We start from the raw sequence: 13,939 nt of genomic DNA, 5'->3' as shown, positions 1-13,939 counted from the left end.
GCGGTGTAACCTTTTTCGCGCCTCGAAGGATGGCCGGACCGGCCTCTGCCGGGCGATTCGCGGCTTGTCTACAGTGGACTCGACGGTCACTGACCGCAGTCGCCGAGTCCGCCTTCGTCGCCCCAAGGGGTGATGTTTCCGCAGGCTGGGGGCAGGGTGCGGCGGGTTGCCCCGAGATGTTCACGGGGGTAGTAAGTGCGTGTCGGTTTCACGCCCTCGACTTGGGTGGCGTTTACTGGGGCCGTGGTAAGAGACGGCTGGCCAGCGCTTGCTGAAGCAAGCACCAGGTCGCTAGGTCGTCGCCGCGTATGCGGACACTCGAGATGGAAAGGATTACTACGTTGGCTCTGCCCACGTTGACTCCGGAGCAGCGCGCGGACGCCTTGGCCAAGGCGGCCCTGGCGCGCAAGGCCCGCTCGGAGCTGCTTGCCTCGATCAAGTCCGGCCAGGAAAGCATCGACAAGGTGCTCAAGAAGGCCAAGGAAGACAAGACCATCGGCAAGACGAAGGTCACGCAGCTCCTGAAGGCCGTCCCGGGCCTCGGCGCCGTCAAGGTCGCCGCCCTGCTCGAGCAGGCTGGCATCGACCCTGACCGGCGCGCCGCCGGCCTCGGCGACCGCCAGCGGGAAGCGCTGATCTCCGCGCTGAAGTAAGGCGTTTGAGCAGCTCAGGCCCGTGAGCGTGGGGGCGGTCCGTACCGCCTCGACGCTCACGGGCCGGGTTCGCGATGTCGCACCGGCAACACTTTGCGGCCATCGCCTCGCAAGCCTGCGACGCTGAAGGGGTGACCACCCGCATCGCGCCCGTGTCCCCAGCCGGTCTCGCCGCCCAGTACGAGCGTGGCGACTTCTTCTTCGCCACCGCCCGGCGTGTGCTGCTGGCCCAGGGCGCTGTCGAGTCCGTGACCAGCACCGATCCGGAGATACTGGCGGACACGGTCACCGGCGCGCTCGCCTCCGGCGCCGCGCCGCTCGCGGTCGGCGTGCTCCCGTTCGACACCAGCCCCGGCACGGTCACTCCCGGGCATCTGGTCCTCCCGCGTGCCGTGCTGCACGCCGGTCAAGGTGACCGTTCACTGCCCCGCGAGGTCCTTCCGCGTCCGGTTTCGGTGAACCCGGTCCCGACTCCCGAGCGCCACATGGCCGCCGTGCGTGACGCCGTTGACGCGCTGCGTGCGCGCGGGATGCGCAAGGTCGTCCTCGCCCGAGCGCTGGACCTCGATTTCGACGAGCCGATCCGGCCGGAACGGCTCGTGCGCAACCTCGCCAGCGACAACCCTCGCCACTACACCTACGCGGCGGCGCTGCCGTCGACGCGGACACTCGTCGGCGCCACACCCGAGCTGCTGCTCTCCCGCGAGGGTTCGCACGTCGTGTCGCATCCGCACGCGGGTTCGATGCCCCGGTTCGCCGACCCCGTCGCCGACAAGGCCAGCGGAGACGCGCTGCTCGCGTCCAAGAAGGACCAGATCGAGCACGCCGCGGCCGCTGAGGCCGTCGTGGAGCGGCTGCGCCCGTTCTGCCGGAAGCTCACCGTCCCCGACGGCCCCGAGCTCGTCTCGACACCGACCATCTGGCACCTGCGCACCACGATCACCGGCGAGCTCGTCGACTCCGACATCACCGCGCTGCACCTCGCGGCCGCGCTGCACCCGACACCCGCCATCTGCGGCACCCCGACCGGCGCGGCCCGCGCGCTGGTGACCGAGCTGGAGCCGTACGACCGCGCCTATTACGCCGGCGCCGTCGGCTGGGTCGACGCGGACGGCGACGGCGAATGGGCGGTCGCGATCCGCTGCGCCGAGGTCGCCGAGTCCTCGATGCGCCTCTACGCGGGCGGCGGCATCGTCGAAGCCTCGGACCCCCGCACGGAACTCGACGAGACCACGACCAAGTTCCAGACTCTCCTGCGTGCCATGGGCCTGCCCGACCTCATCTGACGCCTCGGAAAAGCCCGAAAGCCACTTTCGTCAGATAGGACCTGCCGAAAGTGGCTTTCGGGCTCTCACGGGCGCCAGGAGTGCTCGGTCACCGCCAAGTCCTCTGTGGTCAGCACGGCGACGGCCGCGCGGTAACCGTCGCCAGGGTCGAGATCGGCCATTCGCGTCGTGCCCGGGTCCAAAGCGGAATTGCTCGACGCGAGCAAAGCCGCCGGCGTGTCGAAGGGCGCCAACGTGATGCTGTGCAACGGGATGCGCAGGCCGCGCCCGGTCGCCTTCATCACGGCTTCCTTGCGCGTCCAGTACACGAAGAACGCCGCCGCCCGCTCGTCCGCTTCGAGTCCTTTGAGACCCAGGCGTTCCGTCTCGTTGAGCGCGTACTCGATCAGTGAGTCCTCCGCGCGGCGCGACGACGACTCGACGTCCAGGCCCACTGGCGCACCCGAGGTGACCGCGAGCCCGATCCGGTCGCCCGAATGCGAGATCGACAGCGCCAGTCCCGGCACTTTCGGCACCCCGTGCGGCTTGTCGCAGTCATCGCACGAGGCGTCGAACACGATGTCCGAAGCCGGGCGCCCGAGGCGTTCGCCCGCGATCGTCTTGGCCAGCACACGGCCGGTCAGAAACCGGCGCTGGTCGATCTCCTGCCGGTAGCCGGCGTGGCGGCCGAGCTCGAGTTCGTCCAGCAGGTCGATGAATCTCGGTTCGTTGGGCAGCGGCTCGGCCCACCACACCGCGCAGTCGATCACTCGGTCTTGCTCCCATGGTCGTCCAGCATGGTCACCTCGTCGAACGGGTCTTCCCCATTCAATACCCGGTTCACCTGCTCCTTGTCGATCTCGTCCGTCCAGGTGCCGACGAGCACGGTCGCCACGGAGTTGCCCGCGAAGTTGGTCAGCGCGCGGGCCTCGGACATGAACCGGTCGATGCCGACGATGAACCCGACACCGTCGACCAGCGCGGGCTTGTGCGCGGCCAGGCCGCCCGCCAGCGTCGCGAGCCCGGCGCCGGTGACACCGGCGGCGCCCTTCGACGCGATGATCATGAACACCAGCAGCGAGATCTGCTCGCCCACCGAAAGCGGCTGGCCCAGCGCCTCCGAGATGAAGATCGAGGCCATCGTGAGGTAGATCGCGGTGCCGTCGAGGTTGAACGAGTACCCGGTCGGCACCACGATGCCGACGACCGGCTTGCTGACGCCCAGGTGCTCCATCTTCGCGATGAGCCTCGGCAGCGCCGACTCCGACGACGACGTCGACAGGATCAGCAGGAACTCCCGGCCCAGGTACTTGAACAGCTTGAAGACGTTGACCCGAGCGATCAGCCAGCTCAGCGCGCCGAGCACGATGAAGACGAAGAGCAGGCAGGTCACGTAGAAGCCGACCATGATGATCAGCAGGCCCTTGAGCGCGGCCCAGCCGGTGCCGCCGACCACCGCGGCGATCGCGCCGAACGCGCCGACCGGGGCGGCCCACATGATCATCGACAGGATCCGGAACACCAGCCGCTGGATGTGCTCGATGCCCTTGCGGATCGGCACCCCGGACGGCCCGAGCTTCTGCAGCGCGAACCCGGTCAGCAGCGCGATCAGCAGCGTCTGGAGCACGAGCTCGCTGGTGAACGCCGAGACCAGTGTCTTCGGGATGATGCCGAGGATGAACTCGGTCGTGTTCTGCGCCTGGGTGACCTGCGACTGGCCGGCCTTCGCGACCGAGGAGCTGATCTTCAGCCCGTCACCGGGGTGCAGCAGGTTGCCGACCACCAGGCCGATGAACAGCGCGACCGTCGACATGACCAGGAAGTAGCCGATCGCCAGTCCGCCGACCTTGCCGACCTTCGCCGCCTTGGCGATCGAGCCGACGCCGAGCGCGATCGTGCAGAAGATGATCGGCGAGATCATCATCTTGATCAGGTTGACGAACCCGGTGCCGATCGGCTTGAGCTCCTTGGCGAACGCCGGGAACACCAGGCCGACCACGATGCCGAGCAGCACGGCGATGATGACGGCGATGTAGAGCAGATGTGAGCGATCCCGCCGCGCGGGCGTTTCGGTGGTCATTAACACTCCTTCGCGCCGGGATTGGCGGGGGAAACCTACGGCACATCCCGCGTGGTCACCAACACGAAGCGCCGGGGTGTGTCGACATGGGACATCCCGGGGTACCCTGAGCTAAGCAAGCGCTTAGTCAGAGGGAGTGTCATGGATTTCACCCTGAGCGTTGAAGAGCGAGAGGTGCGTGACTGGGTCCGCACCTTCGTCCAGCGCGAACTCGTCCCGCGTGAGCCGGAGGTGCTGCGCCGCGAACGGGCGGGCCAGCCCGGCATCACCACCGATGAGCTGCGCGAACTCCAGCTCAAGGCGAAGGAGTCCGGCTTCTGGGGCGTCCAGACGCCCGAGGAGTACGGCGGCATGGGCCTGTCCGCGGTGATGACCGCGCTGCTCGAAGCCGAGCTCGGCCGCACCTTCGTGCCGTTCCGCTTCGGCGGCGCCGCGGACAACATCCTGTACCACGCCAACGAAGAGCAGAAGCGGACTTACCTGCTGCCGACGATCTCCGGCGAGCGCAAGTCCTGCTTCGCGATCACCGAGCCCGGCGCCGGTTCCGACGCGAAGGCGATCCGCACGACCGCCCGCAAGGACGGCACCGACTGGGTCATCAACGGCGAGAAGACCTTCATCACCGGCGGCAACGAGGCCGACTTCGTCATGGTCTTCGCCATCACCGACCCCGAGAAGGGCGCGAACGGCGGCGTCACCTGCTTCCTTGTCGACCGCGACGCGGGCTGGAAGTCCGAATACATCGACACGATGGGCGAATGGGGCCCGGCCTCGCTGGTCTTCGAAGACGTCCGCGTGCCGGAGACGCAGATCCTCGGCGAGCTCGGCCACGGCTTCGACCTGGCGATGCAGTGGATCGGCGCCGGCCGCTACCTGTTGCCCGCCCGTGCGATCGGCTCGTGCGAGCGGCTGATCTCGATGGCCATCGAGCACGCCAACACCCGCGAGACGTTCGGCCAGAAGATCGCCGAGCGCCAGGCCATCCAGTGGATGATCGCGGACTCGGGCGTCGAGCTCGAGGCGCTGCGCTGGCTGGTGCTGCACGCCGCGTGGCAGGTCGACCAGGGCATGGACTCGCGGCACGCGCAGTCGGTCGCGAAGCTCTACGGCGGCGTGAAGGCGAACGAGATCGTCGACCGGGTCCTGCAGATCCACGGCGGCATGGGCTACACGCGTGAACTGCCGGTCGAGCGCTGGTACCGCGAACTCCGCCTGCTGCGGATCTACGAGGGCACCGACGAGATCCAGCGGCGGACCATCGCGCGCAACCTGCTCAAGGGGCACGTCAAGGTCGGCGGAACGCTGGGCTGAAAACGGGCTCGTGAGTGGTATGGCCGGTTCTAACCGGCCGTACCACTCACGAGCTTCTTACTCGGAGTCTTGGGCGCGGAGCGCGATCGGGACGCCCGCGAGATCCTCTTCGTTGCACAGGAGCTTCACGTCGTAGTACGGCGAACCCTTGCGGTCGTCGTAGTCGAGGTGGATGGCCAGCACGTCGACGGCCTCACCCAGCCATTCCTGTGCCTCGCGCAGCCACTGCGATGCCCGTTCCAGGGCCGCGGGCAGGTCGTCATCACGAAATTCGACGGGGCGATAGGGAACGTCCTGCACCTGATCCCGAGGGTGTTTTGGCGCCGGCAACCTGGGGGAGAGACCCGAGTCGTCCAGTTCCAGTTGGATCGTTTGCTCAGTCACCCTTCGAGCGTCCCTCAGTGAAGCCGTCTGAGCAAGGCGTACCGGCCTAAAAGGGCCTTTTACACAGCCACCGACCACGTTTTCGATACCACCGCGCGACAATTAGCCAGATCGGGTGGTTCTGCCTCGTCAAGCCGTCCGAGCGCGCGCATCGCGAGCTGTGCGTAGTGTTTCGCCAGCTCTTCGAGGCCGAGCGGCCCGCGTGACGAGTACCACCTGGCCACGCCGCTGCACATCTCCAGCAACGCCAACCTCGTCACGGCGGGCTGTTCGGTGCGGAAAACCCCGTCACGGACCCCGTTGTCGATGGTTTCCGCCCACAGGGACTCGTATTCGTCGCGCAGCGCGACCACGGCCGCCTTGGCGTCCGGCGACAGCGACGCGACCTCGTTGTCGACCACCCGCGTCTCGTCCGGCCGCACGGCGTGCGTGATCACGTGCAGCGCGACCAGTATGCCGAGCCGGTCGACCGGCTCGGCGACACCGTCGGTGGCTTCCCGCGCGGCGGTGATCAGCCGTTCCAGCGACTCGCGCATGATGCCGGCGAGCAGTTCTTCCTTGGTGCCCATGTAGTGATACAGGCTCGCCGAGGAAAGGTTGGCCTCCTGCGCGAGATCCCGGATCCCGGTGCCGTGGAAACCCTTGTGCGCGAACAGCTTCACTGCCGCGCTGCGAACACGGTCCTTGCCTACCGCCACAGTGCGTCCACCCGGTCGTACGCCGCCTTCGTCGGTTCGGCCGCCTTGCGCAGCTCACCCTTCGCGACGCGTTCGGACGGTGTCATCGGCAGTGAGTCGACGAACGCCCAGTACCGCGGCACCTTGAAGTAAGCGAGTTTGCCCGAACAGAAATCGGCCAGCGCCTCAGGTTCCGGCCGCTGCCCGTCCTCGAACACCAGGTAGGCCTTGATCTCCTCGCCACGCAGTTCGTCCGGCACCGCGATCACGGCCGCCACCTTGACCGCGGGATGCAGCAGCAGCGCCCGTTCGACCTCGTCCGCCGAGACGTTCTCGCCGCTGCGCCTGATCATGTCCTTGGTCCGGCCGACGTAGTAGACGCGGCCGCCGTCGTCCATCCTGGCCAGGTCGCCGGTGTGGAACCAGCCGTTCTGGAAGGCTTTCGCGGTGGCGTCGGGATCTTCGAAGTAGCCGTGCATGAGCCCGGTACCGCGGATCAGCAGCTCGCCGGTTTCGCCGCGCGGCATGGGTTTCCCCGACTCGTCGGCGATCATCACCTCGCGGTCGCGCGTCGGCCGCCCGATGCAGCCGGTGCCGACGTGCGCGTCGTGATCGGCGTCGTCCATCCGGATGTCGCCGCCGGTCTCGGTCATCCCGAACGCCTCGTACCACGGCGCGCCCCAGCGCGCCTCGAGGTCGGCGTGCAGCTCGCGCGGGATGGCGGACGCGGAGATCGCGCGCACCTTGTGCTGCTTGTCCTCCGGTGATTCGGGGATGCGCAGCAGCAGCGTCGGCATCAGGCCGAGGCAGTAGAACCAGGTGACCTCGTGCTCGCGGATCTTGGCCCAGAACGTCTTCGGGTGGAACCGGTCCAGCACCACCAGCGTCGCGCCCGCGGCCAGCCCCAGCGCGACGTTCCACTGTGGATCGATGTAGTGGAACGGTTGCGCGGTCAGCAAGGTGTCGGTGTCGTTGACCGCGGGGAAGTCGTTGACGAGCCCGGCCGCCAGCGTCGTCCAGTAGCGATGCGTCAGCACGCAACCCTTGGGGGCGCCGGTGGTCCCCGAGGTGTACTGGATGTTGACCGGCTGCTCGGGCACCGTCTCGAACCGCGCCGCGGCGGTCGACGGCGCTTCGAGTTCCGCGGGGGTGAGCACCCGCTCGACGCTCGTGCTCGGCGCGATCCGGTTCAGCAGCTCGACGAACTCGTCGGCCGCGATCACGAACCGCGCGCCGGAGTGCGCGAGCACGTGCGCGCCGTCGAGTTCGCGGTAGTTGATGTTGACCGGCACCAGCGCCGCGCCGATCTTGGCCAGCGCCAGCCAGGTCAGCGGGAATTCGGGCTGGTTGCGCAGCATCACGCCGACGCGGTCGCCTCGCGAGACGCCGAGTTCGAGCAACGCCAGCGCGAGCTTGTCGGTGCGGCGGTCGATGTCGCCGAAGGTCAGCGTCTCGCCGAGCGCGTCGAACACCCAAGCGGGCTTGTCCGGCCAAATGTGCGCTGCCCTGGTGACGAGCTTGACCAGGTCGTCCACTTCGGACAGTTTCATGCCCGGCTCCGGAACGCGTCGGTGGACGCCTTGACCGCGGCCGAGTGCTCGGTGATCAGCGCGTGGCCGACCTCGATCTCCAGCGCCGATTCGATGTCGATGGACGCGTCGAGTGCGCGTTTGGCCATGGTCGCGGCCTCGCGCGGGTGCCCCGCGACGCGGCCGGCCCACTCGGTCGCCTTGGCCATCAGCTGATCGGCAGGCGCGGTGTCGTTGACCAGCCCGATCCGCTTCGCGGTCACACCGTCGATCCGCTCACCCAGCAACAGCAGCTCCTTGGCCTTGAGCGGCCCGACCATCATCGGCAGCAGCCTCGACGCCGCCCCGGTCACGCTGAGCCCGAGCGAGACCTCGGGAAACGCGAACACCGCGTCTTCGGCAGCGAGCACCATGTCGCATCCCATGGCGAACTCGGCGCCCGCGCCGATCGCGTATCCGTGCACGGCCGCGATCACCGGCTGCGGCAGCCCGCGAAGCCGCCGCGTGACGTCCTGCAGCCGATCGAGCCGACGCCGCGAGTCACCCTCAGGCACCTCCTTGAGGTCGTGCCCGGCGCAGAACGCGCGCCCGCGCCCGGCGAGCACGACAGCGCCCGCGTCGGAGTCCGCGACCGCGTCCAGCGCGGTCAGGAAGTCGTCGACGAGGCCGGAGACAACGGCGTTCAGCCGCTCCGGGCGGTTCAGCCAGATCGTGGCGACACCGCCGTCGACGGTCAGCTCAACAGTGCTCATACTCCCGAGCCTAGACGACCGATCGATCGATCGATAGGGTCCCAAGGTATGCGGGTTGACGCGATCTACGAGAACGCCCAGGTCATCGGCGCACTGGCGGTACTGAACGGCCGCATAGTCGCACTCGGCGAGGACGCTGTCGCTTTGTCGACAGCCCGCCGCGTCGACCTCGGCGGCGCCCACGTGGCCCCCGGTTTTCACGACGCCCACAACCACATGGCGTGGTTCGGCATGAGCCTCACGGACGTCCCGCTGACGGGCCTGAACTCCGTCGACGAGGTCTACGACGCCATCGCCGCCCGCGCGGCCACCCAGCCGCCCGGCACCTGGATCGTCGCCAGCGGCTACGACCAGAACAAGCTCACCGGCGGCCACCCCACCCGCCAAGGCCTGGACCGCGCGGCCCCGGAGCATTTGGTCCGCGTCAAGCACACGTCGGGCCACATGACGGTCGTGAACTCCCGCGTCCTGTCCCAAGTGGACCTCGATCATGTCCCCGTCGGCGGCGACGTGGTCCAAGTGGACGGTTCCCCGACCGGCCTCCTGCGCGAGCAGGCCCAGCTCCTGCTCAACCCGCTGATCTACCCGACCCCGGTCGACGACGTCGTCCGCGGCCTCGACCACGCGTCGCGCCAGTACCTGTCCGAAGGCATCACCAGCGTGCAGGAAGCGGGCATCGGCGGCGGCCTGGTCGGCCAGACCCCGATCGAACTCGCCGCCTACCAAAGGGCCCGCGAAGAAGGCGTCCTGCGCGTCCGCGCCTCGGTCATGGTCGCGGCCAGCGTCCTGCACCCGCTCGAACACGCACCGTCGGACGACATCGAATTCGGCCTGGATTTGGGCCTGCGCACGGGTTTCGGCGACGACTGGCTCCGCGTCGGCGCGATGAAACTCTTCGCCGACGGTTCCCTGATCGGCCGCACCTGCGCCATGCACGACCCCTTCGAGGGCGAGCCCGGCAACATCGGCTACTTCCAGGTCCCCGAAGAAGAACTCGCCCGCACGATCCTGCGCGCCCACGCATCCGGCTGGCAGATCGCCACCCACGCCATCGGCGACCGCGCGATCTCGGTCGTTTTGGACGCCTACGCGGCGGCTTTGGCCCGTTTCCCCCGCGCGGATCACCGCCACCGCATCGAGCACTGCGCGGTCCTCCCACCGGCGGAGCTCAAGCGACTGGCTTCGCTCGGCCTGATCCCGTCGCCCCAGGGCCGTTTCGTCAACGAGATCGGCGACGGCATGCGCGCGGCGGTCGGCCCCGCCCGCGAGGCGTGGCTGTACCGCTTGCGCAGCGTCCTCGACGCCGGGTGCGTACTGCCCGCGAGCTCCGACCGCCCGGTCGTTTCGGGCGCACCCTTGCTGGGACTGGCGGATATGGTCCGCCGGCGTACGGCTTCGGGCGCTTTACTCGGCCCGGACGAGCGTCTCACGCCTTCGCAAGCTTTGCGTGCCTACACCTACGGATCGGCCTACTCGGCGTTCCGCGAAAACGACCTCGGGACTTTGGAGGTCGGCAAGCTCGCCGACTTCGTCGCGCTGTCAGCCGACCCGTTGGACGAAGACGCTTTGGACGACATCCGCGTGCTGGGCACCGTCGTAGGCGGAGACTTGGCTTACGAAGCTTAGGACTCGTGAGTGTTCCGGACGGTTCTAACCGTCTGGAACACTCACGACCTCAAGTCAGTTCTCGCCGGAGTTCGTCCAAAAGCGCGGCAACTTCCTCCGTGCCCGCGGGCGCGAGGTCGAGTCGCTCGTCGCCATAGTGAGGGTGCGCGAGCAAAGTCCACCGGCCTTCGTCGGTGTCGTACACTCGCAGCGGATTCTGGTTACGGTGCCGCTTGCCGCCCGCCGGACGGGTTTCCGCGTTGAACTCGGCGATGACATGCGGAGTCAGCTCGGCGAACCGCTGGGCCCGGCGAACCGCTTGGCTGCCGTTTCCGGACTTTTCCGCCTCGACGATTTCGCTGCGCAACACGCTGATCGGGAAGCCGCTGGGTTTTCTGGCGGCCTCCGGAAGCACTCCGGCCAAGATCAGGCTGAGGCGCTCCGGGTGGAAGGTCCTGACCCACACGTCGTCGCCCTCGCGCACGGCGATGAGGCCGAACCACGAGGTGCCCGCCACCAGCACGCTCAGCTTGGTGCCGTTGACGGTGTCGCTGATCCAGCCGTACCGCGCCTCGGGCGGACGGCTGAGCAGCTCACAGATCGCCTTGAAGTCCGGCTCATCGCGCTCGTCCGGGTCGGTCGGGTAGCGCATCAGCAGCTCGTCGACCGCCTTGCCGACCTGCTTCTTCGCGACCGAGGGAAGCCAGACGGCCTGCGGCGCCAGCACGATGTGCAGGTCGCCGCCGGTCACCTTCGTCACCATGGCCGCGAGCTCTTCGGCCCGAAACTTCTCGGGCTGTTCGAACCACATCTATTCACCGATCACCGGGGTAACGGGGGACATGCCGGTCCTTGGGTCGACGTACTTCTCGCCTTCCTCGTCGGTCAGCTGGAACGCGGCGTCGTCCTCGAGCACGTACTTCCGCTGGTGCTCTTCGTCCTCTTCACCCGCGCCACGGCCGCCGCCATGACCCATGCCGCCCATGCCCTGACCGGCACCGCGCCCACCGGCACCCCGCGCACCAGCGCCACCACGGGCACCGGGCTCACCCGGGCCCATCGCACCGGCACCGCTGCCGCGGCCACCACCGAGCCGATCGCTAGCCCCGGTCGACGACCCGGCGCCCGAAGCGCCACCGCCGGTCAGACGGCCACCCGCACTGCCCGAGCCACTGCTGGACCCACTGCCGGTGCCGATGCCTCGGCCAGAACCGGTTCCGGTGTCGAGACCCCGGTTGCCGCCGGTGTTCCAGCCACCACCGCCGATGGTGTCATCGCCAGGGGTTTTGCCGGTCTTGCCGGGGATCCTGTCGTCAGGCCACTGGGTCGGCGGCGGCTTCACCGTGGACTTGTCGTCCTCCGGCGTGGTCCGCTCGTCGTTCTTGGGCGGCTTGGTCGGGTCCACCGGCGGAGGTTTGATGTCGCCAGGCTTGCGGCCGTCGTCCTGACCCGGGTCGTTGCGGCCCTTGCCGGGATCGATCGTGCCGGGCTTCGTCTTGTCCTTGCCGCCGCCATCGTCGTCGCCGGGATCTCCCTTGCCGGGCGGGGGCGGCTTGATCGGCCATTCGATCGGCGGCGGAACCTTGCCGTCATCGATCGTGATCTTGAACGCGTTCGGGTCCAGGTTGCCGAACTCCTTGGGCATGATCTCGCCGTTGTAGCTCGACGTCGTGGTCCATTCGTCCATCGCCTCGACGTTCTTGGTCGCGACTTCGTTGGACTTCTTGACCTTGTTCTCGTAGTCCTCTTGAGCCGAGCCGAGCGTGAAGATGTTCTTCAGGGTCGAGGGCTCTTCGGGCGTCGGCGGCACTGGGCTGACCGAGGACGACACCTTGTAGAAGCCGTCCGACTGGTTGCGCAGAGCGTCTTTCGACGTCGCCATCTCCTGCGCCGCGCCACCGTGTGCGACGGCCAATGGTCCGGCGCCGCGCTGGGCGGCACCGCTCGCATCACCGGTCCAGCCCTCTTCCATCGAGCCTGCCATTTTGGTGATCTGGTCTTCGCGCAGGGTGTAATAAGACTCGATGCGTTCTAGGATGTCGCTACCTTGCAGCAAGCCGCTGGGACCTGGCGCGTTCGCGAAGTTCTCGTAGATTTCCTGGGCGCTCATGCCGCCGAAGATCTCACTCCACAAGGACATTCCCGCTACCCCCCTTGGATGGTCTGAACTACGGCTTTCGCGACGTTTTCGGACGCTTTGCAGCCGTCAGTGCCCGTTCGACCGCTGATGGAAATGGTGAAGAACAATTGGTCGGTCACTCCGACACTGATACTGCAGTGTCCTGCGGGACGGTCCTCGATCTGGTTGTTGAACGCTGCGGGGTAACCCGAAATCTCGGTGGGCTTGAAATATCCGTCCGAAAAGAAATTAGCGGCGTTCTGCGCATAGATGTGGCTCAAGCCGGCGGTCAGTGCCGCGTTGTAGGCGACCTCGGCGGTCACACTGCGGTCAGAGCCGAGGTTCCAGTCGCAAGCGACTCCGACGCCGTCATTGCGCTTACCTGTGGCTGTGCTGTTGAAACTCGACAGTTGGGTCGCGGTCAAGCTGAGGCAAGGGTCGGCGACAAACTTCGAAGCGTCCAGCGGCTTGCTCACGTTGGGAGCCTTGGCGCTGCTGTTGCCGCCGCTGGTGCTCGGTGGCTGCTGGTTCCCCGACGTGGCAGGGGGCGAAGGCATCGGCGTCGCGTCGCCAGGAGTCTTCTGCGAGCATGCGCTCAGCGTCAGCGACGCCGCCAGCACGATGGTGATGAATGCTTGCTTCCGGTGCATCAGTGCGGTCATTCCCTAGGTGTAGAGCGAGCCGGTGCTGGAGGGGCCTTTGCCGAGCGTGTCGTAGACGGCGTCGTCGTGCTTCACGTATGTGCCTGCCGCGGTCTGCAGCGCCTCGATGTATCGCTGTGCGTACGCCTGCATCACCAAGTTGTGATCAGCTGCGGCCTTGATCGAAGCCTTGGCGGCGTCGGCTTGTTCATGAGCGGGTGCGTCACCCGACGGCGGTTGGATGGCCCGCATCGCCTGCCCGATCTGTAGGCCATCGGCCTTGAGCTCCTCGTAGAGGCTTTCCCACTCGCTGATCTTCTTAAGTGCTACTTCGCGAGAAAAGGTATAGCCGCCTGGGCCGGAGCCAGCCTTGCCCGGCTTGGGCTCCTCGCCGAAGTTGAAGATGTTGTGCCAAGGGTCGACGCGGTCTTTCTCTTCCTGGCGTTTCTGCTCGGCTTCCGCTTCGATCTCTTCCTGGGAGCGCTGATTGCGCTCTTCGGCGGTGGGCTTGTGCGGGCCGGGTCCACGCGGGACATCGCGCGGTGCGGGTGGGGCTCCGCCGGTCGTGTTCGACGCGGTGTGGATGGTCTGGCTCGAGTCATGGCCAAGCAGATTCTTCAAGAAGTCGTCGCCTCTGGAAGCCATGTTTCTATCCCCTCACCCCATGTGACTGCCCGCGCGTGAGATTACCGCATGGGTTTTCCCCGATGGGGCGAAATGGCTTGTTCGGTCGTCTCGGGCAGCCGTCGGCGTCGCTCACGCGAGTGAGACGCGCGGGGCACGCGAATGGATCCCTCGACTTCCAAGCAGCGCAGGCCAAGGGCGTAGGTCACTACAAGCCCTGAGCGACCTCGCTCTCAGTCCGCTGAAGTCCGCCGACGCGCTGGATACAGTGGCCGGACAGCTGTGAACGGCCGAGCAGG

Annotated in this window: 14 protein-coding genes; 4 read left to right on the top strand and 10 right to left on the bottom strand. The window is 67.4% G+C overall.

All coding sequences use genetic code 11. The features are described 5' to 3' along the window. The first annotated feature begins 341 nt into the window (after nucleotides 1-341). Entirely contained in the window at nucleotides 342-653 is a 312-nt protein-coding gene (gene mihF / locus AB5J62_RS37890) for an integration host factor, actinobacterial type (RefSeq protein ID WP_176968540.1), read from the top strand. Between the two features lie 131 nt (nucleotides 654-784). Then, entirely contained in the window at nucleotides 785-1,939 is a 1,155-nt protein-coding gene (locus AB5J62_RS37885) for an isochorismate synthase (protein WP_370944853.1), read from the top strand. A gap of 65 nt (nucleotides 1,940-2,004) precedes the next feature. Here the strand turns inward: AB5J62_RS37885 and AB5J62_RS37880 are convergent, their stop codons facing one another. Both AB5J62_RS37880 and AB5J62_RS37875 read right to left on the bottom strand, forming a co-directional pair. Beyond that, complete coding sequence (locus tag AB5J62_RS37880; protein WP_370944852.1) at nucleotides 2,005-2,688, bottom strand: 4'-phosphopantetheinyl transferase superfamily protein; 684 nt, start codon at nucleotides 2,686-2,688, stop codon at nucleotides 2,005-2,007. Then, nucleotides 2,685-3,998, bottom strand: a complete 1,314-nt coding sequence (locus AB5J62_RS37875; RefSeq protein WP_370944851.1) for a cation:dicarboxylate symporter family transporter — start codon at nucleotides 3,996-3,998, stop codon at nucleotides 2,685-2,687. The genes AB5J62_RS37880 and AB5J62_RS37875 overlap by 4 nt, the downstream gene beginning before the upstream one ends. Before the next feature lie 141 nt (nucleotides 3,999-4,139). Between AB5J62_RS37875 and AB5J62_RS37870 the strand changes: the two genes are divergently transcribed. Further along, a complete protein-coding gene (locus tag AB5J62_RS37870) occupies nucleotides 4,140-5,309 on the top strand; it encodes an acyl-CoA dehydrogenase family protein (protein WP_091287977.1) in 1,170 nt (389 codons plus the stop codon). 57 nt (nucleotides 5,310-5,366) lie between these two features. On the opposite strand, the gene AB5J62_RS37865 is transcribed toward AB5J62_RS37870, so the two are convergent. Genes AB5J62_RS37865 through AB5J62_RS37850 form a run of 4 tightly spaced genes read right to left on the bottom strand, consistent with a single transcriptional unit; the run spans nucleotide 5,367 to nucleotide 8,651 of the window. Then, complete coding sequence (locus AB5J62_RS37865; protein WP_370944850.1) at nucleotides 5,367-5,693, bottom strand: hypothetical protein; 327 nt, start codon at nucleotides 5,691-5,693, stop codon at nucleotides 5,367-5,369. Nucleotides 5,694-5,752: 59 nt separating this feature from the next. Further along, nucleotides 5,753-6,391, bottom strand: coding sequence for a TetR/AcrR family transcriptional regulator (locus AB5J62_RS37860; protein WP_370944849.1), 639 nt, complete (start codon nucleotides 6,389-6,391; stop codon nucleotides 5,753-5,755). Further along, nucleotides 6,382-7,920, bottom strand: a complete 1,539-nt coding sequence (locus tag AB5J62_RS37855) for an AMP-binding protein (RefSeq protein WP_370944848.1) — start codon at nucleotides 7,918-7,920, stop codon at nucleotides 6,382-6,384. Before AB5J62_RS37855 ends, AB5J62_RS37860 begins: the two co-directional genes overlap by 10 nt. Further along, a complete protein-coding gene (locus AB5J62_RS37850) occupies nucleotides 7,917-8,651 on the bottom strand; it encodes an enoyl-CoA hydratase/isomerase family protein (protein ID WP_370944847.1) in 735 nt (244 codons plus the stop codon). Before AB5J62_RS37850 ends, AB5J62_RS37855 begins: the two co-directional genes overlap by 4 nt. 48 nt (nucleotides 8,652-8,699) lie before the next feature. Between AB5J62_RS37850 and AB5J62_RS37845 the strand changes: the two genes are divergently transcribed. Then, nucleotides 8,700-10,277, top strand: a complete 1,578-nt coding sequence (locus tag AB5J62_RS37845) for an amidohydrolase (protein WP_370944846.1) — start codon at nucleotides 8,700-8,702, stop codon at nucleotides 10,275-10,277. A 49-nt stretch (nucleotides 10,278-10,326) separates the two neighbouring features. On the opposite strand, the gene AB5J62_RS37840 is transcribed toward AB5J62_RS37845, so the two are convergent. Genes AB5J62_RS37840 through AB5J62_RS37825 form a run of 4 tightly spaced genes read right to left on the bottom strand, consistent with a single transcriptional unit; the run spans nucleotide 10,327 to nucleotide 13,661 of the window. Continuing rightward, nucleotides 10,327-11,067: an ESX secretion-associated protein EspG gene (locus AB5J62_RS37840; RefSeq protein ID WP_370944845.1), complete on the bottom strand. Its 741-nt coding sequence runs from the start codon at nucleotides 11,065-11,067 to the stop codon at nucleotides 10,327-10,329. Next, nucleotides 11,068-12,366, bottom strand: coding sequence for a hypothetical protein (locus AB5J62_RS37835; RefSeq protein WP_370944844.1), 1,299 nt, complete (start codon nucleotides 12,364-12,366; stop codon nucleotides 11,068-11,070). A gap of 35 nt (nucleotides 12,367-12,401) precedes the next feature. Next, nucleotides 12,402-13,037: a DUF3558 domain-containing protein gene (locus AB5J62_RS37830; RefSeq protein WP_370944843.1), complete on the bottom strand. Its 636-nt coding sequence runs from the start codon at nucleotides 13,035-13,037 to the stop codon at nucleotides 12,402-12,404. A 3-nt stretch (nucleotides 13,038-13,040) separates the two neighbouring features. Then, complete coding sequence (locus AB5J62_RS37825; RefSeq protein ID WP_370944842.1) at nucleotides 13,041-13,661, bottom strand: hypothetical protein; 621 nt, start codon at nucleotides 13,659-13,661, stop codon at nucleotides 13,041-13,043. Between the last annotated feature and the right edge of the window lie 278 nt (nucleotides 13,662-13,939).

Source organism: Amycolatopsis sp. cg5 (assembly GCF_041346955.1).
In the GTDB taxonomy this organism is placed as follows: domain Bacteria; phylum Actinomycetota; class Actinomycetes; order Mycobacteriales; family Pseudonocardiaceae; genus Amycolatopsis.
This window is presented reverse-complemented; position numbering and strand designations above follow the sequence as displayed.

Bases quoted from the DNA above. Each gene is read 5' to 3' on its own strand.
- AB5J62_RS37875 (WP_370944851.1), bottom strand. From the start codon at position 3,998: ATGACCACCGAAACGCCCGCGCGGCGGGATCGCTCACATCTGCTCTAC.
- AB5J62_RS37870 (WP_091287977.1), top strand. From the start codon at position 4,140: ATGGATTTCACCCTGAGCGTTGAAGAGCGAGAGGTGCGTGACTGGGTC.
- AB5J62_RS37855 (WP_370944848.1), bottom strand. From the start codon at position 7,920: ATGAAACTGTCCGAAGTGGACGACCTGGTCAAGCTCGTCACCAGGGCA.
- AB5J62_RS37850 (WP_370944847.1), bottom strand. From the start codon at position 8,651: ATGAGCACTGTTGAGCTGACCGTCGACGGCGGTGTCGCCACGATCTGG.
- AB5J62_RS37845 (WP_370944846.1), top strand. From the start codon at position 8,700: ATGCGGGTTGACGCGATCTACGAGAACGCCCAGGTCATCGGCGCACTG.
- AB5J62_RS37840 (WP_370944845.1), bottom strand. From the start codon at position 11,067: ATGTGGTTCGAACAGCCCGAGAAGTTTCGGGCCGAAGAGCTCGCGGCC.
- AB5J62_RS37835 (WP_370944844.1), bottom strand. From the start codon at position 12,366: ATGAGCGCCCAGGAAATCTACGAGAACTTCGCGAACGCGCCAGGTCCC.
- AB5J62_RS37830 (WP_370944843.1), bottom strand. From the start codon at position 13,037: ATGACCGCACTGATGCACCGGAAGCAAGCATTCATCACCATCGTGCTG.
- AB5J62_RS37825 (WP_370944842.1), bottom strand. From the start codon at position 13,661: ATGGCTTCCAGAGGCGACGACTTCTTGAAGAATCTGCTTGGCCATGAC.